Genomic DNA, 22,602 nt, shown 5'->3' on the forward strand with positions numbered 1-22,602 from the left:
AGACGCCGGTGGCACCCGATATCGCGTAGGTGCTGCGGCACAACTCCGGTCTGTTGAAGCGAGATGCCGCCGGGCGGCTCGCCGTCGGTGTGCTGCTGATGGCGGTGCCGCCGGTGCTGTACAGGCTGGGGGTGGTCGCGGATTCCGTGTTCGTGGTGCTGCCGATGCCGGCCGGGTTGTGGTTGCTGCTTCATCTGTCTATCCGGCTCGCGCGCGGGGTGCGGCGGGGTGTGTGCAAGCGGGGGCTGGAGACCGCGGTCGGCCTTGCGACGGTCGAGGAGTTCATCGGCAAGCTCCACGATCTCGATGGGGACCGAGGAGTCCTATGCGTATTCGGCAGCATCACGGCCCCGGCTTTCTCGCGCCTCGCTCGCGCCGCCCATCCCCAGGTCGATCTCTATGTCCGGGAACGGCCAGCTCTGAAACGCCCTTCGCGCACTCCGGGAACGCCGGATGGGCTTCCTCAGTTCGGCATGCTCTTCACCGAGGGCGAGCCACCCGTCCGGGATCCAGCCGGCGACGTGCCCCTCGGTGAAGAGATCGAGGCCGGGAAGCTCCGGTGCGGACGCAGCTCCCGCGACCTCCCCACAGGGCACCCAGGGGACAGCAGCGCCGTCCTTCCCCTTTCACAGGGGAAAGGGGGCCGGTCCAGATGCGCCACAAAGACCCTGTCTTCCCAACGCACTTGACCCCGCACCGGCCGGGTGTTCCACAACAACGGAGCCTACGGCGTGTCCAAGCTCCCGCTCGCCCACGCGGTGCGCAGCGCCTTCTTGTCCACCTTGCCGACCTTGGTCGTCGGCAGCTGGTCCAGCAGGACCGTCCTTCGGGGCGTGTACAACTCGCCCAACTCGCCGGTCACAGCCGCGCCGACCGCCTCCGGGTCGACGTCGGGGCCGCCCTCGGCCGTGGCCAGGAAGATCTGTACGGCTTCTCCGTACTCCTCGTCCGGCACGCCCAGGGCCGCCGCGTTGCGCACACCGGGCAGCGTGAGCAGGAAGTCCTCCAGGACCCGGGAGTAGACGTTGTCGCTGGTACGGCCGGTGACGATGATGTCCTTGGCCCGGTCGACGAGGTAGAGGTACCCCTCGGCGTCGAGATAGCCCATGTCCCCGGTGCGCAGCCAGCCGTCCTGCAGCGCCGCCGCGGTGCGCTCCGGGTCCTCGTAGTAGCCGAGCATCACCGTCTCGCCACGGACGCACACCTCGCCGACCTGCCTGACGGGGAGTGCCGCCGTGCTGTCTTCACCACGGATCTCGATCTCGACGTCGGATATCGCACGGCCGCAGCTGCGCCAGAGCTCGGGGCGCCCGGCTCCCTCCGAGGCGAGATCCTCCGCACCGAACGCGGTGATACCGAGCGCCTCCGACTGCCCGTAGCCCTGGCCGATCACGGGCCCGAACACCTCGACCGCCTGCTGCAGCCGACTGGGCGACGTGGCCGCACCGCCGACGACGATCCGCCGCAGCTCGGGCAGCGCGCCCGGCTCGCACTCCGGGTGGTCGAGAACCGCGTACAGCATGGGCGGTACGAACATGGTGGCGGTGATCCGCTCCTCCCGGAGTACCGTCAGCGCCGCGCCCGCTTCGAACTCGGGCAGCACGACGAGGGTGGACCCCGTCACCAGAGCCTGGAGCGAGGTGAGGTGGCCGCTGCCGTGCGTGAGCAGTGTGGCGGCGAGCACCCTGTCCGTGCCTTGGTCCATGTTCGGGAAGAACGTGGAGCCGGAGCCCTGCTGGGCGTCATCCACCAAGTCCACCAGCATGTTGTAGAGCCGGTGGCTGTGCGAGGCGAGTTTGGGGCGGCCCAGGGTTCCGCCCGTGTAGAGCACGGTGACGACTTCGTCCGCTCCCGGGGCGGGCACGCCCTCGGGGCGCGTGTCCGGGCACTCGGCTGCCAGGGCCAGCAGGTCGGTGCACTGCTGCTCACACGGCCCGAGGCTGAGCAGTGCGGGGGTGTGCATGCTGCGGCCGGCCGCGTCGGCGGCCCGTTGCGCGAAGAGCGGGTCGGTGACCACGGCGCGCGCCCGGGACTGCTCGACCAGCGCGGCGAGTTCGCCGGGCCCTGGCTCGGGCGGCAGGAACACGACACGGCAGCCGATGAGATGGACGGCGAGCTGCACCAGGACGGAGTCCACACGGTTGGCCAGGAAAAGGCCCACTCCGTCGCCGGGCGCGAGACCCTGCCCGCGCAGCGCATGCCCCAATTCGAACAGCCGCCGACGGGCCTCTCCCCTGGTCAGCCGCTGCACCCCTTGGACGAGCGCCTCGGCGTCCTCGTCCTTGTACCAGTGCTCCAGAATGCGGTCTAAGTACGTCCGCGGCTCGGATGTTTGCTGTGCGTTAACAATCACCAACACATCCAAACATGCTGCTCAGAAGCCGTGGCCTCACGGGGGCCACCTTCGGCCATCAGCTGGCGGAGTACCATGCCCATGCCTTGATGGAGAATCGGTATCCGCAGGTCAGTTGAGCGCTTGAGAGCGTGCACAGTACGCCCGTCATCGTGGCTGGGGAACCGCTCTCCGTGGGAGTAGGCGGTGTGCTCTCCGCGCAGGTGGAGGTGGGCCGGCGCTGCGCTCCGCGTCCGGTTTCGACACCGGCGGCCTGGTCGCGGCCAGGGCCCGGTTGACGGTGCGTGGGGTGAGGGCGAGTTCGCCGCCTGGTGGCCGTTTAACGCTCTGACGTGGCTGGAGTCGACGACCGCCCGCGACCAGTCGAGGCGGCCGCCGCGTTCAGCTCGGCCAGCAGCACCTCGTGGAGCCGGTGCCAAACTCCGGTCTCCTTCCAGTCCCGCAGCCGCCGCCAGCACGTCGTACCGGACCCGAAGCCAAGCTCCTGGGGAAGGTGTTCCCACTGGATGCCGGCGTGCAGTACGAACAGGATCCCGCACAGCACCTGCCGGGCCGGGGCTGGCTTGCGGCCTGGATATCTGAACCGTCTTCCCCCACCAAGACCGATCCACCTCATCGCTCTTAACGGCCACTTCTCGACAGGGCCGAGGCCTACTTGTCCTTTCTGTCCGAGCCGGAGCCGGTGGCTTCGCAGAAGCGTCTGAGGATCGACCGACCGGCATGTTGATAAACGCTCGCCGAGGGGCCGGTGCCGCCTCGGTGACGCAATCGAGGGATGACCAAGGCAGTGCGGACCGTTCGAGGGGAACGACTGGCGCTTGAACTTCGGCAGCACCGAAACGGGAACCGAAGCCCGGCTCGGACTCCTGAAGGCGAGTCCCGGTCGCGTGCACTGGGCGGCCCGGCCATCCGTCTTCACCCGGACGACAAGACCGTTCTCAACGCTCCCGAACGAGGCGGGCCCGCCCTTCCCCAAGCTCTTGGCACCTTCGTCGCCGGCGACTTTCTGTGCGAGGGCACATGACAGGCGATCCACAACGCGCAGGGGACGCATGGGAGCTGGTCATGGCTGTCAGCATCCGGAAGAGACGACTGCGTCGAGGGTCTTGGCGAGTTCGACAGGCGCGGACAGCATGGGCCAATGCCCGGTGGGCAGATAGAAACGCCGCCACGGTGGCTGGTTGAGGAAGGCCAGGGTCGGCATTCCGGCATCCAGCAGGGCCTGTGCGTCGTGGCAGGCGACCATCACGTGGTCGACGTCATCGTCGAGCTCACCAGGGCGGGCCAGCCGCTGCGCGAAGGTGGAGAACGGCTGGGGCGTGGCTCGGGTGCGCATGAGGTCGAGTTGGTCCTCGCTGAGCCCTTCGAGAGAGCTGAATGTGCTGAGAAGGCCGAAGGGCGGCAAGGGCAACTGCCATCCGTCTCCGTGCTCGGCAACCTGCTGGTGCAGTTGGTCCACCGTGTCGTCCGGCATGACGTCGAGCAGGCACGTGCCTTCTGCGAAGGGAGCGCTGTCGAGATAGACCAGGCGTTCCAGTCGCGACCCGAGGCGGCCCGCAGCACCGGTGACGGGGACCGCCGCGTAGCTGTGCGCCACGAGGGTGACTTCGTGCAGGCCCCGCTCCATGACGAACGCGGTGATGTCGTCGATGTGAGTGTCCAGGCCCACCTCCGGGGTGGCGAGGGTGGATCGTTCGCCCAGGCCGGTCAGCGTCACCGGCAGCGCCGCGTGGCCACGCGACCGCAACGCATGCGCGGTGGCCTCCCACGCCCATGCTCCGAGCCAGGCGCCAGGGACGAGTACGAAGGTGGCCATACGTTTTCTCCTTGACTTAAAGGGGTTTTGGCGAGAGTAGAGTCCATACAGGACAGTTTCCGCCCTGAAATTCCGAGTGATCCATGTCATATCCCTTGACGCGCGTCCTGGCCCTGTTGGAACTCCTCCAGACACGCCCAGGACTGACCGGTGCACAGCTGGCAGACCGCCTGGGGGCCGACGTGCGTACGGTGCGGCGCTACGCAGCACGCCTGCGCGAGCTGGGCATCCCGGTGGAATCGGACCGGGGACGCTTCGGTGGCTACCGGCTGGCCCGTGGCTACCGGATGCCACCGCTGATGCTCACCAACGAAGAAGCCCTCGTGATCATGCTGGGCCTGCTCGCCGCAGACCGCCTGGGCATGAGCACCACCGCTCCAGCAGGCGCCGGCGCCCTTGCCAAGATCGAACGAGTGCTCCCAGATGACCTGCGTGAGCCGCTGGCCGCCATGCGGGACACCTTGTCCTTCACCAACAGCACCGTGCTCGCGCAGGCCCCCGAAGCGGGCATACTGCTGCCCCTGGCGCGGGCATGCCGCTCCGGTCACACCGTCGGCCTGCGTTACCGCTCCTGGCACCAGGAACATACAGAGCGCGACGTCGACCCGTACGGCGTGGTCCTCCATTCCGGGTGTTGGTACCTCGTCGGTCACGACCACCTCCGTGACGGCCTGCGCACCTTCCGCATCGACCGGATCGCATCCGCCACTCCCCGCGCGGCGAAATTCACCGCCCCCGACGACTTCGACCCGGTTACCCACCTCACCGCATCTCTGGCCCGGACACCCGCACCGTGGAAGATCGAGGTACTGATCAAAGGCCCCATCGAGGACATCGCGCGCCGGCTGCCCCGCACGATCGCCACCCTCACCGCCACCCCCACCGGCGTACTGATGCGCGCGCAGGCCGCACGGCTGGACAGCGTGGCTCGCCTGCTCGCCTCCCTGGAATGGCCCTTCACCATCCACGGCCCCGACCAACTGCGCCAATCGCTCAAGGACCTGGCCCAACAGCTCACGGCCGCCGCCGACCGACCGCCTGAGGGCACTCAGAAGTAGAGCAGGCCGTGGAGGCCACCGAGACGGTCGCCGGTGCCCGCCTTGCCCAGCCGGTGCCTGAATGTGGTGCGGCTTGCCAACTCACCGGGCGGGCGGCTCGATTCACCGGCGAAACGATCTTCCAGCCGGCCTGCGGGTCCATACCTGAGGGGTGAGACTGCGCAGCCCATCCCTGCATGGGCAGACGGGCGACCAACGGCGCGGTTGGCGGTCCGGCACACGGGGTTCTGCCGCAGCTCGCCGGACTGCGCCTGCCGCGGGCCTGTGCCCAGCACGTCTCGGCCTGGGAAGGGTCGGCCAGCCGACGGTGGCCTGGGCACGAGCGGGGTAGTCGCGGCCGAAAGAGATCGCATTTGCTCAGGAGGGCAATCAAATGACGCAAGTATGCTCTCCGCCGCTTGCCGAAACGTCACTCCTGAAGGAACTCCGGGAAATTGAGAGCAAACCTTTTCTCGCTCGAAATGACTAGATGGCGATAAAGGTAGACAGGTGGGTAGTCGGGGCATCGCATTATGCATATCCTGTGTGTGGCGAGGCCCTGGGCAGGGCGGCAACGCATCACGATGACTGCTGCGGCGGTTCGGCGTCCGGCGACCGGCCACTCCGACTACCGCCCGTTGAAGTTCATAAAGGCGGCTGATTCTCACAGCCTGCTTCGTCCCTTTGGATCCGAGCGATTGTCGAGATCGGTGCCGCCCGGCGGCGATTCACACCTCATCTCACAACCCTTCAGAATCGGAAACAGAATGATTGCCGAACACTCCGATGCGCAACTGACGGCGCAGCCGGCCAACGACGACTACCGGCTGGGCAGCGTCGCCTACACCGATGAGCAGCGGACCGCGGTCCTCGCCAAGCTGGAGAGGTATCTGGGCGGGCAGAGCGGGCGTCTTCTGGGTTACCAGGTGAACCTGTCGCTCGACGGCCACGCCGCTCTGGGGCGTTTCCTCGGTTATCACATCAACAACATCGGGGACCCGTTCGTCGACAGCAATTACAGCCTGCACTCGCGGTGGTTGGAGCGGGCTGTCCTGGAGCACTACGCCCGTCTGTGGCATGCCCCCCTGCCCAAGGATCCGGCCAGCCCTGGGGATCAGGACGGGTGGGGGTATGTCCTGTCCATGGGCAGCACCGAGGGCAACCTGTACGCCATGTGGAACGCGCGGGACTACCTCGACGGCAACGCTCTGGTACGCGACGAGGTCTCCGGGGACGCCAGCTGTCGTACCAGCTATCTACGGGCCAAGCACCCCGACGACAACCCCAACGCATACATGCCGGTGGCGTTTTTCTCACAGGAGACCCACTACTCGCACATCAAGGCGATGCGGGTGCTGGACATCCCGACCTTCTACGACCTGGGTGGCAGCCTCTACCCAGGCGAGTGCCCGATCGACGTGGCCGGCACCGGGATGCAGGCGTACAACGGCTGGCCGCTCGGCGGAGTCCCGACCACTGGTGGCGACGAGGGGCCGGGCACGGTCGACGTCGACGCCCTGGTTGCCCTCGTGGACTTCTTCGCCGCCAAGGGCCACCCCGTCCTGGTCAATTTCAACATCGGCAGCGTCTTCAAGGGCGCCTACGACGACGTCCAAGGCGCCTGCGAGCGCCTGCGCCCGGTATTCGAGCAGCACGGCCTCGTCGACCGCACCGTGCGCTTCGACCCTGACGACCCCGAGCGCGTCAGTATCCGCAACGGGTACTGGATCCACGTCGACGGAGCCCTCGGCGGCGCCTACGCCCCGTACCTGGAGAAGGCCCGCGACAACGGGCTCATCGACAGCGCGCCCCCGGTCTTCGACTTCCGGATTCCCGAAGTGTCCTCGATCGTCACCAGCGGCCACAAGTACCCCGGCGCGCCCGTCCCCACCGGGATTTACATGTCCCGTGCGGGATCCAAACTGCGCCCGCCGTCCGACCCGGCGGTCGTCTCCTCCCCCGACAGCACTTTCGCCGGCTCCCGTAGCGGCTTCGCCTCCCTGGCCATGTGGAATCACCTCGCCCAGTTCAGCGAGGAGCAGCAGGTCCGCCAGGCCGCCGAGGTCCTGCGGATCGCCGAGTACACCGCCGAGCGCCTGCGCCAGCTGAGCGTGCAGTTGCAGGAACGCGGTGAGCCCTGGGCCGAGGACGGCATCGAGGTAGGACACGGCGATCACGCGCTCAGCGTCTGGTTCCAGCAGCCCCGCGCCGAGATCACACACAAGTACTCGCTCGCCTGCGTGCCGCTCAACCTCGGCGGCCGCCGGCACGACTACAGCCACGTCTACGTGATGCCGCACGTCACGCAGGAACTCATCGACGAGCTCCTTGACGACCTCTCCCGCCCCGGAGCATTCGACCGCTCCGCCGAACAAGACGCCGAACGACCCCAGCTCCCCCACCAACGCTAACCCGCAGGCGGGCAGTCGGACCGTAACCGACTGCCCGCCTTCTGGGGATGTTGCCCGTCCATCCCCGCGTGCGCGGCAACAGGCGATCTGCTGATGGTTGAGGGCGGGTGGGGCGGGTGGGGCGGGTGAACGGGGGTCGCGGCCCTGGACCTCAGGGCGAGAGCTCCTCCAGCGTCCGACCCGCCGTCTCCTCGCAGCACGCGGCCGCCACCAGTGCCCCCAGCAGCGCGACCCCGCCCAGCATCGTGAAGACCCCGGTCAGTCCGGTGCTCCCGGCGTAGACCGCGCCGACCAGCACAGGGCCCAGGATCACGCCGACGCGGTTGAGCGCGCCTCCGACGCTGCAGCCCAGCGCCCGCATCCGGGTCGGATACAGCTCCGGTGTGTAGAGGTAGAGGCTGATGTTGGAGCCAAAGAAGCAGACCGCGGCCAGTGACGTCCACAGCAGCACCTGGACCGGCGTACGGGCGCCCAGAGCGGCCAGGACGAGGAGGACGACGGCCGCGCCGCCCAGGAAGAGGGCGAAGATCCGGCGGCGGCCGATCCGGTCGATGGTGAGCGCGGCCAGCAGGCAGCCCAGCAGTCCGGCGACCGAGGTGACGGTCGAGTAGAGCAGCGCGTCGGGGAGCGAGAGCCCGAAGCGGGCCCCGTAGATGGTGGGCAGCCAGGAGGTGATGCCGTAGTTGACGAAGTAGCCGGTGAACCAGAGGCTGCCGACGACGAGGGTGCGGCGGCGGTAACGGCCGCCGAACAGGCCGCCGGTGCCGCCGCCGGATTCCGCGGCGAGGGGTGCGGCGGGCGCCACCGGCGGCAGCGGCCGGCCCGTCGCGTGCGCCACCTTCGCCTCGATGAGGTCCATCGTCGCCTCCGCCTCGGCCTGCCGTCCGCGCTCGGCGAGCCACCGCGGCGACTCCGGCACCGTGCGCCACACCAGCACGCACAGCAGTCCGGGCACGGCGGCCAGCGCATACATCCAGCGCCAGCCGAGCACCGGCACGATCCAGGCGGCGCAGAGCGCGCCGACGGTGAGCCCGGCGGGGAACACCAGCTCGTAGAGGAGGACGAAGCGGCCGCGCCCGTGGCTGCGGATGATCTCGCTGATGAAGGCGGCCGCCACCGGAACCTCGCCGCCGATGGCGAGGCCCTGGACGAACCGCAGCAGCATGAAGGGGCCCGGCCCGGAGGCGGCGGCCAGGGCGAGCGAGGCGGCGCCGGAGACGGCGATGCACAGCGCGATGACCTTGACCCGGCCGGTGCGGTCCGCCATCCGTCCGGAGAGCAGTGCGCCGATCAGCATCCCGACCGAGCCGACGGTCAGGGCCAGGGTGGACTGCGCCGTGGACAGGCTCCACTCCTGTCGCAGCTGGGGCAACGTATAGGCGATCAGTAGTTGGTCGAAGGCTTCGAAGAAGGTCACCGCGCCGATCACGACGCGGACGGTGACCTGCCAGCGCGACAGCGGGAGGCGTTCGAAGCGGGCCGCGATGGCGGCGCGGGCGGCGCCGGCGTCGCGGTCCGGGGAGGTGTCGAGGCTCATCCGGGATTCCTCCAGACCCGCCGGTGCGGCGGGTGAGGGACGAGGGGGAGGGGGCGTCGGGGGGTTCGGGGTCCGTTTGGAGCTCGCTCGGGCATCCCGTCCGTAAGCGCAAAATTTCTAAGCCCTTAAGTTCTACCGATCTGAGGGGTGCGGTCGTCAAGGGCTTGACCAACGGAACTTTTTTCGACGTCGACCCTTGCGAGAAGATAGTTAAGTGCTTAGATTTCTAGTGCTGAAGCAAGTAGGGAGAAGCGGCCGGACCCGTCCGGTGCGCCGGGCGGCTCGCCCGACTCCCTCAAGTCGCCGTCAGGAGGCCGCGGATGACCGTCGAAGAACCGGCGCAGCAACCGGTGCCCGCACCGGAGTCCACCCCGGACGAGATCCTCGTCGCGGGGGAGTGGCGGCGCGGCGGCGGCGATCCGGTCGAGACCACCGATCCCGCCACCGGCCGCACCCTCGTCACCCTGGCCGGTGCCGACGCCGGCGACGTCGACGAGGCCGCCCATCGCGCCGCCCGCGCCGCCGCCGACCCCGTCTGGCGTGCGCTGCCGGCCCACGGGCGGGCCCGGCTGCTGCACCGCATCGCCGAGGCGGTCGACACCGGGGCCGAGCGGCTCGCCGCGCTCCAGACCGCCGACACCGGCAAGGCGCTCACCGAGACCCGCGCCCTCGTGGCCAGCGCCGCCGCCACCTTCCGCTACACCGCGGCCGCCGTCGAAACGGCGGAGGAGGTCCTCACCCCCGCCCGCGGCGACTACCTCACGATGAGCCGGTACGAGCCGATCGGCGTGGTCGGCGCGATCAACCCGTGGAACTCACCGCTCGCCAGTGACGCACAGAAGCTCGCCCCGGCGCTCGCCGCCGGCAACGCGGTCCTGCTCAAGCCCGCCGCATGGACCCCGCTCGGCTCACTCGCCCTGGGACGCCTGATCACCCGGGCGCTCACCGAACTCCGGCTCCCCGCAGGGCTGTTGTCCGTCCTGCCGGGCCCCGGCCGGGTCGTCGGTGATGCCCTCGTACGCCACCCGCAGGTCGGCCGGATCAGCTTCACCGGGGGCACCCGCACCGGCCGGGCCATCGCCCACGCGGCGGCCGAGAAGCTGATGCCGGTCTCGCTGGAGCTGGGCGGCAAGTCGCCGACCGTCGTGCTCGCCGACGCCGACCTCGAACAGGCCCTGGCCGGCGTGCTGTACGGGATCTTCTCGTCCACCGGCCAGTCCTGCATCGCCGGCTCGCGGCTGTTCGTGGCCCGCGAGCGCTATCAGGAGTTCCTCACCGCCCTCGTCGACCGGGCACGGAAGCTGCGCATCGGGCCGGGAACGGACCCCGGCACCCAGGTCGCGCCGCTCGTGCACCATGCGCACCGCGACCAGGTCGCCGCCTACGTCGACCTGGCTCGCGCGGAAGGCGCCCGGGTGCTCTGCGGCGGGACCGTCCCCGACGGCGACGCCTACCGCGACGGTGCCTACTACCTGCCCACCGTCCTCGACGGCCTGCCGAACTCCGCCCGCACCTGCCAGGAAGAGATCTTCGGCCCGGTCCTGGTCGCCCTGCCCTTCGACGACGAGGACGACCTCGTACACCAGGCCAACGACTCGGTCTACGGCCTGGCCTGCGGGATCTGGACCCGCGACCACCGCGCCGCCTGGCGCCTCGCGCGCCGCATCGACGCCGGCACCGTCTGGATCAACACCTACAAGCAGTTCAGCGCCGCCACGCCGTTCGGCGGCATGAAGGACAGCGGCCTCGGCAGGGAGAAGGGCCGCGACGGCATCCGCGCCTACCAGCGCCAGAAGTCCCTGTACTGGGGCCTCTCGGAAGCCCCGCTGCCCTGGGCCCGCTGACAACCCCGGAGGATCCGATGCCCCACCCCCCGATCGCCCGGCTGCGCGCCCTGCGCTCCGTCGAGCTGCTCACCCCGCACCTCGCCGAGGCCACCGACTTCTACCAGGAGGCCTGGGGCCTGGAGACCGTCGAGGCCGACGGCGGCGCGAGCTGGCTGCGCGGCACCGGCGACGAACACCACGCACTCCAGCTCACCCGCTCCGACCGGACCGGCCTCGGCCGGCTCTCGTTCGCCGTCGCCACCCCCGCGGAGGCCGACGAGGCCGCCCGCCGGCTCGCCGCGCGCGGCATCCGGACGGTGTCCGGGCCCGGCCCGCTCGACCAGGCCGGCGGCGGCTACGGCCTGCGCTTCCACGACCACGAAGGACGCCTGGTCGAGCTGTCCGCCGACACCTGGGCGGTCCCCCCGCGCGGCCGGGACGCCGGCGTCCCCGTCGGCGTCACCCACGCCGTCCTCAACACCACCGACATCGACGCCTCCGTGGCCTTCTACCGCGACGTGCTCGGCCTGCGCGTCTCCGACTGGTCCGAGCATCAGATGGCGTTCCTGCGCTGCAACGCCGACCACCACTGCATCGCCTTCAACCAGGCCGAATGGGTCTCCCTCAACCACGTGGCGTACGAGATGAGTTCGGTCGACCACTTCATGCGGGGACTGGGCAGGCTCCGGCACCACGGCATCACCCCGAAGTGGGGGCCCGGCCGGCACGGCCCCGGCAACAACACGTTCTCCTACTTCACCGACCCGACCGGGCTCGTGTGCGAGTACACCTCCGAGGTCGCACAGGTCGTGGAGGACCGCTGGATCGCCAAGGTGTGGCGGCGGACCCCCGAACTGTCCGACCTGTGGGGCACGGCGGGCCCGCCGTGCGCCGAGATACGCCGCCACATGGCGGGCTCCCCTGAAGGAGTGCGCGCATGACGGCCCGGAAGATAGGACTCATCGGCTGGGGCGCCATCGGCCGCGTCGTCGCCGCCGCCCTCGCCCGGCAGCAGGTGCCCGGAGCCGAGCTGGTGTGCCTGGTCGACAACCGTCCGCTGGGCGAGTCCGCGCCCGCGCCGCAGGTCCCCTTCGAGGACGCCCTGGAGCGCTGCGATCTGATCGTGGAGGCCGCGGGAGCGGGCGTGGTCCGCGCCTGGGGCGAGCGGGTCCTCGCCTCCGGGACGGACCTGCTGGTCGCCTCGACCGGCGCCCTCACCGACGAGGAACTGTCGCGGCGGCTGCGCACCACCGGGCCGGGCCGGGTCTACTTCACCGGCGGCGCGGTCGGCGGTCTGGACCTCCTCCAGGCCGTACGGTCCCTCGGGCCCCTCGACGACGTCCGGCTGACCACCACCAAACTGCCCGCCACCCTCGAACAGCCTTGGATGGACGACGCGTTGCTCACCCGGATGCGGACCGCCACCGGCCCCGTCGAGGTGCTGTCCGGCACCGCCCGCGAGGTCCCGGCGCGGTTCCCCCGCTCCACGAACGTGGCCGCCTCGGTCGCACTCGCCGTCGGCGACCTGGACGCGGTCCGGGTCCGGGTCGTCGCCGACCCCGCCGCCCACCACACCCGCCATGTCATCGAGGCATCCGGCGCACACGGCTCCTACCGCTTCGAGGTCTCCCACCTTCCGGACCCGGACAACCCCGCCACCAGCCAGGTCGTGCCGTACGCGGTGCTGCGCTCGCTGAGCGCGCTCGCCGGACGGACGGGACAGATCCTGTGAGCGCCCCGGTCCACACGGTGCGAGCCGGCGAGCACGGGCCGCTGCTGCTGTGCCTGCACGGCATCGGCTCCTCGTCCGCGGCCTTCGCCCCGCAGCTCGCCGAGCTCTCCGCACACGCCCGGGTGGTGGCTTGGGACGCGCCCGGATACGCCACGTCGCCCGATCCGCCGGAACCGCTGGACCTCGACGGGTACGCGGACACCGCCGCCGCACTGATCCGCTCGCATGGCACCTCCGCCCACGTCCTCGGCGTCTCCTGGGGCGGTGTGATCGCGCTGCGGCTCGCCGCCCGCCACCCCGGCCTCGTCGACTCGCTGATCGTCGCCGACTCCGGTCCGGGGTCGGGGACGGACCCGGCGAAGGCCGACGCGATGCGGGCCCGGTCCGCCGAGCTGGCCGAGCTGGGCCCGGCCGCCTTCGCCGAGCGGCGCGGCCCCCGGCTCGTCTCACCGCACGCGCCGCCCGCGCTCGTCCGGCACGTCATCGACACCATGGCCGCCGCCGTCCGCCTGCCCGGCTACGCCTACGCCGCCGCGTCCATGGCCTCGGCGGACCTCCGTGGCGAACTGGCGGACCTCACCGCCCCCGCCCTCGTCCTCTGCGGCGACCAGGACCGGGTCACCGGCGTCGAAGCCTCCCAGGCCCTCGCCGGGGCCCTGCACAAAGCCGCCTACGTGATCGTCAAGGACGCCGGTCACCTGGCCAACCAGGAACAGCCCGCGCACTTCAACGCCTGGGTCCTGTCCCACCTCGACCTCGTCACCGAGCAACCGGAAGGCCCGTCATGCCCCTGACCACCAGCGCCTACGACAACGGCGGCGACCTCGCCGCCTACACCGACTCCCTCATCGCCACCAAGGACTCCCGCGTCGCCGACTTCGACACGCTCTCCTTCCAGGAGAAGGCGGGCCCGCAGTACCGGCGCGGCCAGATCCGCTACGTCGGCTCCGGCGCCACCGGCAATCACGACGGCGACCGCCGCATCCTCCCCTCCGGCGGTTTCACCTTCTCCAACATGCTGCTGCCGCCCGGCGCCGAGGGCCCGGCCCACACCCACCACGACGTCGAAGAGGCCTTCTTCGTCCTGGAGGGCCGGGTGCGGGTCGGCATCCACCGCGGCCCCGACGAGGCCGAGTACCGCACGCTCGGCTACCGCGACATGATCGTCGTGCCGGCCGGTGTCACCCGCTCACTGAAGAACGAGGGCGACACCGACGCCCTGTTCTGCGTCGTCATCGGCACCCGCAAGCCGCAGGTGCCGTCCTACCCCGCGTACTCCCCGATGCACGGCGTCACCCGTGACTGACACCCCCGGCGGCGCCCGCACCGTCGTCGTCACCGGCGCCGGCCGTGGCCTGGGACTGGCCATGGCCCGCCGGGCCGGCGCCGACGGCTTCCGGGTCGTCGTCGCCGAACTGGACGCCGCGCGGGGCGAGCGGGCGGCGGCGATGCTGCGCGCCGACGGCCTCGACGCCCGCTTCGTACGGTGCGATGTCGCCGACCCGCGGTCCGTCGACCGCCTGGCCGACGCGGTACGGGCCGAGGGGCGGCTGTACGGCCTGGTCAACAACGCCGGGCTCGCCGACGGCGTCGGCGGCAAGGCGTTCTGGGACCTCGGCATCGAGGCCTGGGACCGGCTGATGACCGTCAACGCCCGCGGCCCCTGGCTCGTGTCGAAGGCCCTCCGCCCGCTGTTCACCACCCCCGGCCGGATCATCAACATCGCGTCGGACGCCGCCCTGTACGGCTCCCCGCGGCTGGCCCACTACATCGCCTCCAAGGGCGCGGTCATCGCCCTCACCCGGGGCATGGCCCGGGAGCTGGGCGACGAAGGCATCACCGTGAACGCGGTGGCGCCCGGCCTCACCACATGCGAGGCGACCGAGACCGTGCCCGCCGAGCGGCACGACCTCTACCGCCTGAACCGGGCCGTCTCCCGCCCCCAGCAGCCCGACGACCTCACCGGCCTCGTCTCCTTCCTGCTGAGCGACGCCTCCCGCTACCTCACCGGACAGACCATCGCCGTCAACGGCGGCTTCACCATGAACTGAGCGACTGGAGAACCGAGTTATGGATCTGGGCCTCGCCGACCGCACCATCTGGGTCACCGGCGGCAGCTCGGGCGTCGGCCTGGCCACGGTCCGCGCCCTGCTCGCCGAGGGCGCCCGCGTCGCCACGTGCGGGAGGGACGCCGGCCGGCTCGCCAGGGCGACCGCCGACCTCGACGGCGACCGGCTGCTGACCGGCGTGTGCGACATCCGCGACGCGGACGCCGTCCACACCTTCGCCCGGCGCATCGCCGACACCTTCGGCGGCCTCGACGGGCTCGTCAACAACGCCGGGCAGTCCCGGATGAAAGGGCTCGACGAGGCGACCGCCGAGGACTGGCGCGACGAGCTGGAGCTGAAGTTCTCCGGCGTCCTCCACCCCCTCGACGCGGCCCGCCGCTACCTGAAGGCCTCGGACGCGGCGAGCATCGTCAACATCAACGCGGTCCTCGCCAAACAGCCCGAACCGCGCCTGATCACCACCAGCGCCGCCCGCGCCGGCCTCCTCAACCTCGCCACGTCCCTGGCGCGCGCCCTCGCCCCGGACGGCATCCGCGTCAACTCCGTCTGCCTCGGCCTGATCGACACCGGTCAGTGGACCCGCCGCCACGCGGCCGCGGACTCCGGCATGACCTACGAGGACTGGCAGGCGGAGCTGGCCGCCGACCGGGGCATCGCCCTCGGCCGGCTCGGCCACGCAGAGGAGGTCGCCTACCCGATCGTCACGCTGCTCTCACCGCGCGCCTCCTACATCACCGGCACCAGCATCGACGTCTGCGGCGGAGTCGGCCGCGGCATTCTCTGAGGAGCGCACCATGCGTCACGACACCGGAGGCGATCTCCTCGTCGCCGTCCTGCGCGAACTCGGTATCGACACCGTCTTCGGCATCGTCAGCGTGCACAACCTGCCGCTCGTCGAGGCCGTCGACCGGGAGCTCCGCTTCGTCCCGGTACGCCACGAGGCATCCGCGGTGAACGCCGCCGACGCCTACGGACGGGCCCGCGGCACCCTCGGCTGCGCCCTCACCTCGACCGGTACCGGCGCCGGCAACGCCGCCGGCTCGCTCATCGAGGCCCTGTCGTCCGGTACGGCGGTCCTGCACATCACCGGACAGGTGGAGTCGCCATTCCTGGGCAGCGGACGCGGCTTCATCCACGAGACCAAGGACCAACTGGGCATGCTGACGGCGGTGTCCGCCTACGCGGCCACCGTGCCGTCCACCGGGGACGCCGGCCGCATCCTGCGCACGGCCGCCCGCGCCGCGCGCACCACGCCCGGCGGCCCGGCGAGCGTGGAATGGCCGATCGACCTCCAGTACGCGGCCCAGGACGACCCCGCCGAGCCCTGCTGTGCCACGCCGCCGCCCCCCGCTCCCGACGAGGGCGAACTCGCAGCCGCCGGCGCGCTGCTGGCTGCCGCGCGGCGCCCGCTGATCTGGGCCGGCGGCGGCGCCACCCGGGCCCGCACCCCCCTCGCCGAACTGCTCGCCGCGACCGGCGCCGGCCTGCTCACCTCCAACTCCGGCCGCGGCGCGGTACCCGAGGACCACCCCCAGGTCCTCGGCAACTTCGCCACCACCCCGGCCGCCCGCGCCCTGCTCGCCGACGCGGACCTCCTCCTCAGCATCGGCACCCACTTCCGCTCCAACGAAACCGCCGACTACGGCCTCGGCCTGCCCGAGGCCCACCTCCAGATCGACCTCGACGCCGCCGCCCTCGGCCGCAGCTACCCGGCCCGGCACCCCCTGCACGGCGACGCCACCGCCGTACTGGAACGACTGCTGCCGCACGCGCGGCCCGCCGAACCCGGCTGGACCCGGCGCATCACCGCCGCCCGCGACGAGGTCCGCGCCGCCCTGCACGACGCCATCGGCCCCCAGGCCGCGCTCTGCGCCGCGCTCCGCGCCGCCCTGCCCCGGCAGGCGGTCATCGCCCGGGACGTCACCATCCCCGCCAGCAGCTGGGGCAACCGGCTGCTGGAGATCTACGAGCCGCGCGACAACGTCTTCCCGCGCGGCGGCGGCATCGGCCAGGGCCTCGCCATGGGCATCGGCGCCGCCCTCGCCCGCCCGCACACCCCCACCGTCGTCCTGGCCGGCGACGGCGGCCTCGCCGTGCACCTCGGCGAACTCCTCACCCTCGCCCAGGAACGCCCCCGCCTCACCCTGCTCGTCTTCAACGACGGCGGCTACGGAGTCCTGCGCAACATGCAGGACGCCCACCGCGACCGGCGCTCCGGCGTCGACCTGACCACACCCGATTTCGCGCTGCTGGCCCGCGCCTGCGGGCTGCCGTACCGGCGGATCGCCGCCGCCGAGCACGCCGAGCAGGTGATCACCGAGTCCGTCGCCGCCGACGGGCCGACGCTCGTCGAGGTCGACCTGGCGGCGCTCGGGCCCATGAAGAAGCCGTTCACCCCGCCCGTGAAGATCCCCACCCCGTAGGGAGGCCGCCACCATGACCGCTCCAGAGACCCGCCTCGACCTGCGGGTGCACCGCATGACCTGGGAGGCCGACCACGTCCTCTCGGTCGAACTCACCCACCCCGACGGCAAACCCCTGCCCGCCTGGGAACCCGGCGCGCACCTCGACGTCCACGTGGGCGAACAGATCCGCCAGTACAGCCTCTGCGGCGACCCGGACGCCACGGACACCTACCGCATCGCCGTCCTCGACGCGCCCGCCTCCCGCGGCGGCTCGCGCCACATCCACACCCGGCTCCGCCCCGGCCAGCCGCTCACCGTCACCGGCCCGCGCAACCACTTCGCGCTGGAGGACGCCACCGGCTACCTCTTCCTCGCCGGCGGCATCGGCATCACCCCGCTCCTCGCCATGGCCCGCGCGGCCACCCGGCGCGGCACGCCCTGGCGCATGGTCTACGGGGGCCGCAGCCGCACCTCGATGGCGTTCACCGGAGAACTGGCGGCCCTCGCCGGCGACGTGACGACCGTCCCGCAGGACGAGGACGGCCCGATCGACCTCGACACCGCGCTCGCCGGCCTGCCCGACGGCACCCTCGTCTACTGCTGCGGCCCCGAACCCCTGCTCGCCGCCGTCGAGGAACGCTGCCCCGCCGAACAGCTGCGCCTGGAACGCTTCGCCGCCCCCGCCCCCGCCGCCGCCCGCACCGGCGACCGGACCGCCTTCGAGGTCGAATGCCGCCGCTCCGGCCGCACCCTCACCGTCGGCGCCGACACCTCGATCCTCCAGGCCGCCGAGGACGCCGGGCTGAGCGTCGACAGCTCCTGCCGCGACGGGATCTGCGGCTCCTGCGAGACCCGCGTACTCGACGGCACCCCCGACCACCGCGACTTCCTGCTCAGCGAGGCCGAGCACACCGCGAACGCCACCATGATGATCTGCGTCTCGCGCTGTGCCTCCGGCCGCCTCGTCCTCGACCTGTGACCCCCCTCTGGAGGCCCCCATGCCCGACGCCACCTGGCCGTACCTGGACATCCACCAGTCCCGTACGCACGACCCCACCCCCTACGAGTACAAGCTGGCCGCCGCCCTCGAAGAGGTCTTCACCAAGGACGGCCATGAACTCACCGACGTCGTACGGGGGTTGAACGCCCGCCTGGTCCACGCCCCCGACGGCGCCTCGTGGACCGAGGAATCCTTCCGCGCCGAGATGCACCGCCTGGGAGCCTGACATGACCCTGTCCCGCCATGACACCGCCGAGCACATCTACGCCACCGGCCTGCGCAACCAGTGGCACCCCGTCGTCCCGTCCTCCTTCGTCGCACCCGGCGCGATGCGCAAGGTCACCGCGCTCGGCGAGCAGTGGCTGCTGTTCCGCCGCTCCGACAACACCCTCGCCATGCTCGCCGACCGCTGCCCGCACCGCGGCGCACCCCTCTCCCTCGGCACCCACCTCGGCGACCGGGTGGCCTGCTGGTACCACGGCGTCGAGGTCACCACCGACGGCACCGTGACCGCCGTCCCCGGGCTGCCGGGCTGCAACCTGGAGGGCAAGAAGCTCGTCAGCTCCCTGCCCGTACAGGAAGTCGGCGGCGCGATCCTGGCGTACTTCGGCGACGAGGAACACCCCGAACCGGCCGGGCTGACCCTCCCCGAGCCGCTCACCGACCCCGGAACCGACGCCTTCCTGTGCTACGCCGAGTGGAACGTGCCCTGGCGCTACGCCGTCGAGAACCTCCTCGACCCGATGCACGGAGCGTTCCTGCACCACGAGTCGCACAGCATGTACGACGGGGACACCACCGCCAAGTTCCGCATCCGCGAGACCGACCGCGGCTACTTCTTCGAGAAGACCGACCAGCGGGGCGTGAACTTCGACTGGGTGGAACTGTGCCGCACCGGCGTCGACTGGGTGGACCTGGAGATCCCGTACCCCCCGTCGGCGGGGCCCGGCGGCCCGTTCGGCATCGTCGGCATGGTCTGCCCGGTGGACGTACAGCGCTGCGGGGTCTTCTTCTGGCGCTACCGGCGCGTCCAGGGCTGGCAGCGCGACACCTGGCGCTTCCTCTACCGGACGCTGATCGAGCAACGGCACTGGGACGTCCTGGAGCAGGACCGGGTCATGCTGGAGGCCCTCCCGGCCGACGCCGACCAGCAGGAGAACCTCTACCAGCACGACCTGGGGGTGGTGCGGCTGCGGCGCCTGTTCCGCGCGGGCGCCGAGTCCCAGTCCGCGGCGGGCTGACCGGTGCGCGCGGCGACGGGTCCCGGCCCGTCGCCCGCCGGTCAGCCGTCGCCCCCGGCCTCCGCCTCCGTGATCGACCGCTCCAGCTTCGACAGCAAGCGCGCCAGCTGACGGCACTCGGCGGGGGAGAGACCGGCCAGCATCCGCCGCTCGTTCTCCAGGTGCTCCGCGAACAGCGCGTCGATCTTCGCCCGCCCCTCCTCCGTCAGCCGCGACCGCACCACCCGGCGGTCCTCCGCGTCCCGCTCCCGCACAATCAGACCGTCCTTCTCCAGCCGGTCGATGCGCAGCGTCACCCCCGCCGACGAGATCAGCCCCGAGTCCGCCAACTGCCCCGCCGTACGCCGGAACGGGCTGCCCGCCCTGCGCAGCGCCGTCAGCACATCGAACCCGGCCACCGACAGCCCGTGCGCCTCCACCGATGCCGTGAGCCGCGCGCTGTAGCGCAGGAACGTACGGTGCAGCCGCGCCAGCACCTCCAGCGGCGAGGTGTCCAGCTCCGGCCGCTCCCGCCGCCAGTCCTCGATGATTGACGCCACCGCGTCCGGCTGCGCCGCCGTCTTCCTGGCCATCCGTGGGTCCTCCCCGAGCTGCCCTCCCGGGCCGTGGCCACGGCCCGATCACCAGGAATAGTTTAGTGCTGAGAAGCCATGCCCCTAACCTTCCCGGTCTTCCGAGACCTCTGTACACCCCGCAGGCCGTACGGCACCATGCCCCAACTGACGCGCGACGAAGCGCAGACCTGAGCCCGACTCATCGACGTCCACCGCTACGACGGCGCCCGCACGATGCGGTCGGACACCAGGGGAGCGATCGCCGCGCAGTCCTTCGGCGCCCAGATCGAAACAGCAGGGGGCTGGTCGGTTGCGGGCGATGCCGCCCATGTCCACCATCCGCTCGGCGCGCAGGGCATGAACACGGGGATTCAGGACGCGCTCAACCTGGGTTGGAAGCTCGGCGCCGCGGTGCACGGCTCAGAACCAGTGGGCGGCCCTCGCGGACCCAGCCCGGTGACTTCAGGTCCGCCACGACCTCCGGGGTGACGTCCGGGTTGCGGGTGAAGCCGAAATCCTCACGAACGCGTGATCGCAGCTGCAGACCGCGGCGCCGGAACCACGGTGCGGCGGCGCGAGGACGCGTGATCTGATCGGTGAGCTGCTCCACGTGAGCCGCCCGACGGACCACCCGACCAGATGTGCCCGGCACCCTGCCGCGGCCGCACACCCAAGGAGCCGCGTATGAGCGACCTGTCAGCCCGCACCGACTACAGCAGTGCCCCGGAACCCCTGCGCAGCGTGTATCTGAGGTTGGTCGCCGAGGAATCGATACCCGAGGAAGCGCGAGGGCAGTTCAGCTACTTGCGACCGCTGGCCACGGATCTGCTGGCGGGCATCGCCCTCGATACCCCTGACAACGTCCGCGTCCTCAGTGACCGCGACGTGGCCCTCGTCGAGTGGGACACCCTCGCGGCAGCCGCGCGTACCAACTTGCTCAGCGAGCCGCTCAACTACGACACCGTCGATCTCCCCGGTGGCGCGGTCCTCCACATCCTCGGCCACCCGGAGTCGGTGTTCGCGGCCAGCAAGTTGCTCGTCTTCGACGAGGCGGTGCGGGCCACCGACGGCCCCGAGATACCGGACGAGGGTGTGCTGCTCGTCGTCCCGAACCGGCACAACCTCGTCTTCTACCCGCTCGCCGACAGGCACGTGGGCGAGGCCGTCAACGCCTTGGCACAGTTCGGGCAGGGCGCCTACGAGGACGGCCCCGGACGCCTCTCCCCCCGGGTGTTCTGGTGGCGCGCCGGCACCCTGACATCGATCACACACTGCGACCAGCAAAGTCGGACGATGAGCATCTCCCCGCCTGACGAACTCATGACGATCATGCGTCGCCTGGCCGGCACCGCCGGCTGAGGCGCGCCCGCACACGTAGCCCCAGCGTCGCGACGAGGGCGACCTCAACGGTCTCCGCGTGTTCGGCTACGCGGACGAAGGCGAGGACCGATCAGGGGGCGACAGGGCAGGGCGGCCGCGCACGGGTCCTTGACCAGCGCGATCAATCTTCGATGACACGAACTCGCGTCCTTCAAGGTTCGATGGCACGGAGTCAGAGACCGGTGTCACAGGACGGAGGGGCCCGGCGCCGCCGGGCCCCTCCGCTTTCTCGACGTGCCGGTCAGCCGGTGGCGGGGTGGGCGATCAGCGTGCGGTGGTCGGCCCGGTCGAGAGCAACCCCCGTGTATTCGTTCACGGCGACCGGTGCGGAGCCGGGGGAGGTGCTCCGGTCGGCGCCGGTCTTGGCGTCCAGGGCGACGGGACCGTTACTGGTCGTGCCGTAGACCAGGCCGTGCCAGGCGGCCGTGACGGTGGGGGCGACACGGTTGCCGCTCTTCTCCGGCAGGCCCCACAGTTCCTTGCCGGTCGTGGCGTCCAGCGCGAGCGTCCGGGGCTCCTCGGTCTGGCAGACGGTGACCGACGCGTCGTCGTAGTGGCAGGTGAGGCTCGACGAATCGCCGGTGAGGCCGGCGGCCTTGCTGCCGTCCGGCTTCATCAGCACGCCGATGCTGTCGCCGCTGTTGTAGTCGCTGCCGGTAATGGCGACCAGGTACGGGCCGGCGGGGCGGACGGTCAGCTCGTATCCGTCGAGCTTGCTCCAGCTGCGCTTGCCGTCGTGCTCGATGTCGAGGCCGATGACCTGCTGGCGGACGCTGTCCTTGCTGGTGACTGCAACGGCGGTGTCGCCGATGACGGCGGCCGCCGCCACCTTGTCGTTCTGCCAGGTCGCCTTGCGACTGTCGAGGTCGACGGCGTACGTGGCGCCCATTTCGCCGTTGCCCACGCTGATCACGGCGGTGCTCTTCGTCGTGGCGACCACGCGGGCCTGGGTGGCGGACTGGCCGGCCCAGCTGGGCAGGTCGTCGTCTTCGGGGCGGGCGTGCCAGCGGCCGTTGTCCCAGGTGAGGTTGGGGCCCTGACGCGCCCCGCGCCCCGGCGTGCCCGCCCCGCCCGGCCGGGGATGCCCCCCCTGGACACCGCTGCTGGTGGCCTGCGGCGTACGGGTGCGCACGAAGCAGGTAGCGATGCCCGTATTTCTCGCCTGACCGGGAGCGCGGTGCGCCGGGAGAGTGGTGGGGCCGCTGCTTCCGCACCCGTGCGGAGGCGCAACGGCCGCTGGC

20 protein-coding genes and 3 pseudogenes are annotated in these 22,602 nt (G+C 71.1%); 16 read left to right on the forward strand and 7 right to left on the reverse strand.

Annotated elements, in window-relative coordinates:
- The first annotated feature begins 29 nt into the window (after nucleotides 1-29).
- Nucleotides 30-689, forward strand: a complete 660-nt coding sequence (locus ACFW5B_RS23685; protein WP_386442945.1) for a hypothetical protein — start codon at nucleotides 30-32, stop codon at nucleotides 687-689.
- Nucleotides 690-724: 35 nt separating this feature from the next.
- On the opposite strand, the gene ACFW5B_RS23690 is transcribed toward ACFW5B_RS23685, so the two are convergent.
- The 4 genes and pseudogenes from ACFW5B_RS23690 to ACFW5B_RS23705 all read right to left on the reverse strand — a co-directional run bounded on the left by ACFW5B_RS23690 (nucleotide 725) and on the right by ACFW5B_RS23705 (nucleotide 4,169).
- Nucleotides 725-2,353, reverse strand: a complete 1,629-nt coding sequence (locus ACFW5B_RS23690; RefSeq protein WP_386442948.1) for a class I adenylate-forming enzyme family protein — start codon at nucleotides 2,351-2,353, stop codon at nucleotides 725-727.
- Nucleotides 2,354-2,590: 237 nt separating this feature from the next.
- Nucleotides 2,591-2,677: pseudogene (locus tag ACFW5B_RS23695) on the reverse strand (IS5/IS1182 family transposase); the annotation flags it as partial.
- Nucleotides 2,647-2,942 (reverse strand): annotated as a pseudogene (locus ACFW5B_RS23700) (transposase); the annotation flags it as partial. The pseudogenes ACFW5B_RS23700 and ACFW5B_RS23695, both read right to left, overlap by 31 nt.
- A gap of 483 nt (nucleotides 2,943-3,425) precedes the next feature.
- A complete protein-coding gene (locus tag ACFW5B_RS23705) occupies nucleotides 3,426-4,169 on the reverse strand; it encodes an alpha/beta fold hydrolase (RefSeq protein WP_386442951.1) in 744 nt (247 codons plus the stop codon).
- 95 nt (nucleotides 4,170-4,264) lie between these two features.
- Between ACFW5B_RS23705 and ACFW5B_RS23710 the strand changes: the two genes are divergently transcribed.
- Together ACFW5B_RS23710 and ACFW5B_RS23715 are read left to right on the forward strand one after the other, a co-directional pair.
- Nucleotides 4,265-5,227: a helix-turn-helix transcriptional regulator gene (locus tag ACFW5B_RS23710; protein ID WP_386442953.1), complete on the forward strand. Its 963-nt coding sequence runs from the start codon at nucleotides 4,265-4,267 to the stop codon at nucleotides 5,225-5,227.
- A 746-nt stretch (nucleotides 5,228-5,973) separates the two neighbouring features.
- Nucleotides 5,974-7,617 (forward strand): histidine decarboxylase, encoded by a 1,644-nt coding sequence (locus ACFW5B_RS23715; RefSeq protein ID WP_386442955.1) that lies wholly within the window; start codon nucleotides 5,974-5,976, stop codon nucleotides 7,615-7,617.
- A gap of 151 nt (nucleotides 7,618-7,768) precedes the next feature.
- Here the strand turns inward: ACFW5B_RS23715 and ACFW5B_RS23720 are convergent, their stop codons facing one another.
- Complete coding sequence (locus ACFW5B_RS23720) at nucleotides 7,769-9,154, reverse strand: MFS transporter (protein ID WP_386442958.1); 1,386 nt, start codon at nucleotides 9,152-9,154, stop codon at nucleotides 7,769-7,771.
- A 320-nt stretch (nucleotides 9,155-9,474) separates the two neighbouring features.
- Here ACFW5B_RS23720 and ACFW5B_RS23725 point away from each other — a divergent pair, with 320 nt between their 5' ends.
- From ACFW5B_RS23725 to ACFW5B_RS23775, 11 genes are read left to right on the forward strand one after another with little or no spacing between them, the layout of a single operon-like run.
- Entirely contained in the window at nucleotides 9,475-10,998 is a 1,524-nt protein-coding gene (locus tag ACFW5B_RS23725) for an aldehyde dehydrogenase (protein WP_386442961.1), read from the forward strand.
- 17 nt (nucleotides 10,999-11,015) lie between these two features.
- On the forward strand, nucleotides 11,016-11,921 hold the full coding sequence (locus ACFW5B_RS23730; protein ID WP_386442964.1) for a VOC family protein: 906 nt from the start codon (nucleotides 11,016-11,018) through the stop codon (nucleotides 11,919-11,921).
- Nucleotides 11,918-12,712, forward strand: a complete 795-nt coding sequence (locus ACFW5B_RS23735; protein ID WP_386442966.1) for an aspartate dehydrogenase domain-containing protein — start codon at nucleotides 11,918-11,920, stop codon at nucleotides 12,710-12,712. Before ACFW5B_RS23730 ends, ACFW5B_RS23735 begins: the two co-directional genes overlap by 4 nt.
- Nucleotides 12,709-13,506 carry an alpha/beta fold hydrolase gene (locus tag ACFW5B_RS23740; protein ID WP_386442969.1) on the forward strand — a complete coding sequence of 266 codons (798 nt, stop codon included), beginning with the start codon at nucleotides 12,709-12,711 and terminating at the stop codon, nucleotides 13,504-13,506. Before ACFW5B_RS23735 ends, ACFW5B_RS23740 begins: the two co-directional genes overlap by 4 nt.
- A complete protein-coding gene (locus ACFW5B_RS23745) occupies nucleotides 13,497-14,018 on the forward strand; it encodes a cupin domain-containing protein (RefSeq protein WP_386442971.1) in 522 nt (173 codons plus the stop codon). Before ACFW5B_RS23740 ends, ACFW5B_RS23745 begins: the two co-directional genes overlap by 10 nt.
- Nucleotides 14,011-14,763 (forward strand): SDR family oxidoreductase, encoded by a 753-nt coding sequence (locus ACFW5B_RS23750; RefSeq protein WP_386442973.1) that lies wholly within the window; start codon nucleotides 14,011-14,013, stop codon nucleotides 14,761-14,763. The genes ACFW5B_RS23745 and ACFW5B_RS23750 overlap by 8 nt, the downstream gene beginning before the upstream one ends.
- Before the next feature lie 19 nt (nucleotides 14,764-14,782).
- The gene (locus tag ACFW5B_RS23755) at nucleotides 14,783-15,565 is read left to right on the forward strand and encodes an SDR family oxidoreductase (protein WP_386442976.1); all 783 of its coding nucleotides are present in this window, start codon (nucleotides 14,783-14,785) and stop codon (nucleotides 15,563-15,565) included.
- 10 nt (nucleotides 15,566-15,575) lie between these two features.
- The gene (locus tag ACFW5B_RS23760) at nucleotides 15,576-17,204 is read left to right on the forward strand and encodes a thiamine pyrophosphate-binding protein (protein ID WP_386442979.1); all 1,629 of its coding nucleotides are present in this window, start codon (nucleotides 15,576-15,578) and stop codon (nucleotides 17,202-17,204) included.
- 13 nt (nucleotides 17,205-17,217) lie between these two features.
- Entirely contained in the window at nucleotides 17,218-18,165 is a 948-nt protein-coding gene (locus ACFW5B_RS23765) for a PDR/VanB family oxidoreductase (protein WP_386442982.1), read from the forward strand.
- Nucleotides 18,166-18,184: 19 nt separating this feature from the next.
- Nucleotides 18,185-18,412 carry a recombinase-like helix-turn-helix domain-containing protein gene (locus ACFW5B_RS23770; RefSeq protein ID WP_386442985.1) on the forward strand — a complete coding sequence of 76 codons (228 nt, stop codon included), beginning with the start codon at nucleotides 18,185-18,187 and terminating at the stop codon, nucleotides 18,410-18,412.
- Between the two features lies 1 nt (nucleotide 18,413).
- The gene (locus ACFW5B_RS23775) at nucleotides 18,414-19,427 is read left to right on the forward strand and encodes a Rieske 2Fe-2S domain-containing protein (protein ID WP_386442988.1); all 1,014 of its coding nucleotides are present in this window, start codon (nucleotides 18,414-18,416) and stop codon (nucleotides 19,425-19,427) included.
- 41 nt (nucleotides 19,428-19,468) lie between these two features.
- On the opposite strand, the gene ACFW5B_RS23780 is transcribed toward ACFW5B_RS23775, so the two are convergent.
- On the reverse strand, nucleotides 19,469-19,999 hold the full coding sequence (locus ACFW5B_RS23780; protein WP_085923438.1) for a MarR family winged helix-turn-helix transcriptional regulator: 531 nt from the start codon (nucleotides 19,997-19,999) through the stop codon (nucleotides 19,469-19,471).
- A 276-nt stretch (nucleotides 20,000-20,275) separates the two neighbouring features.
- On the opposite strand from ACFW5B_RS23780, the pseudogene ACFW5B_RS23785 reads away from it, so the two are divergent.
- Together ACFW5B_RS23785 and ACFW5B_RS23790 are read left to right on the forward strand one after the other, a co-directional pair.
- A pseudogene (locus ACFW5B_RS23785) lies at nucleotides 20,276-20,416 on the forward strand (FAD-dependent monooxygenase); the annotation flags it as partial.
- 249 nt (nucleotides 20,417-20,665) lie between these two features.
- Nucleotides 20,666-21,340 (forward strand): hypothetical protein, encoded by a 675-nt coding sequence (locus ACFW5B_RS23790; RefSeq protein ID WP_386442992.1) that lies wholly within the window; start codon nucleotides 20,666-20,668, stop codon nucleotides 21,338-21,340.
- Between the two features lie 262 nt (nucleotides 21,341-21,602).
- Here the strand turns inward: ACFW5B_RS23790 and ACFW5B_RS23795 are convergent, their stop codons facing one another.
- Nucleotides 21,603-22,493: a PQQ-binding-like beta-propeller repeat protein gene (locus ACFW5B_RS23795; protein ID WP_386442995.1), complete on the reverse strand. Its 891-nt coding sequence runs from the start codon at nucleotides 22,491-22,493 to the stop codon at nucleotides 21,603-21,605.
- Between the last annotated feature and the right edge of the window lie 109 nt (nucleotides 22,494-22,602).

Source organism: Streptomyces sp. NPDC058773, from assembly GCF_042746015.1.
In the GTDB taxonomy this organism is placed as follows: domain Bacteria; phylum Actinomycetota; class Actinomycetes; order Streptomycetales; family Streptomycetaceae; genus Streptomyces.

Coding starts and splice junctions, on each gene's coding strand:
- ACFW5B_RS23705 (WP_386442951.1), bottom strand. CDS start 4,169: ATGGCCACCTTCGTACTCGTCCCTGGCGCCTGGCTCGGAGCATGGGCG.
- ACFW5B_RS23715 (WP_386442955.1), top strand. CDS start 5,974: ATGATTGCCGAACACTCCGATGCGCAACTGACGGCGCAGCCGGCCAAC.
- ACFW5B_RS23720 (WP_386442958.1), bottom strand. CDS start 9,154: ATGAGCCTCGACACCTCCCCGGACCGCGACGCCGGCGCCGCCCGCGCC.
- ACFW5B_RS23725 (WP_386442961.1), top strand. CDS start 9,475: ATGACCGTCGAAGAACCGGCGCAGCAACCGGTGCCCGCACCGGAGTCC.
- ACFW5B_RS23730 (WP_386442964.1), top strand. CDS start 11,016: ATGCCCCACCCCCCGATCGCCCGGCTGCGCGCCCTGCGCTCCGTCGAG.
- ACFW5B_RS23735 (WP_386442966.1), top strand. CDS start 11,918: ATGACGGCCCGGAAGATAGGACTCATCGGCTGGGGCGCCATCGGCCGC.
- ACFW5B_RS23745 (WP_386442971.1), top strand. CDS start 13,497: ATGCCCCTGACCACCAGCGCCTACGACAACGGCGGCGACCTCGCCGCC.
- ACFW5B_RS23755 (WP_386442976.1), top strand. CDS start 14,783: ATGGATCTGGGCCTCGCCGACCGCACCATCTGGGTCACCGGCGGCAGC.
- ACFW5B_RS23760 (WP_386442979.1), top strand. CDS start 15,576: ATGCGTCACGACACCGGAGGCGATCTCCTCGTCGCCGTCCTGCGCGAA.
- ACFW5B_RS23765 (WP_386442982.1), top strand. CDS start 17,218: ATGACCGCTCCAGAGACCCGCCTCGACCTGCGGGTGCACCGCATGACC.
- ACFW5B_RS23770 (WP_386442985.1), top strand. CDS start 18,185: ATGCCCGACGCCACCTGGCCGTACCTGGACATCCACCAGTCCCGTACG.
- ACFW5B_RS23775 (WP_386442988.1), top strand. CDS start 18,414: ATGACCCTGTCCCGCCATGACACCGCCGAGCACATCTACGCCACCGGC.
- ACFW5B_RS23780 (WP_085923438.1), bottom strand. CDS start 19,999: ATGGCCAGGAAGACGGCGGCGCAGCCGGACGCGGTGGCGTCAATCATC.
- ACFW5B_RS23790 (WP_386442992.1), top strand. CDS start 20,666: ATGAGCGACCTGTCAGCCCGCACCGACTACAGCAGTGCCCCGGAACCC.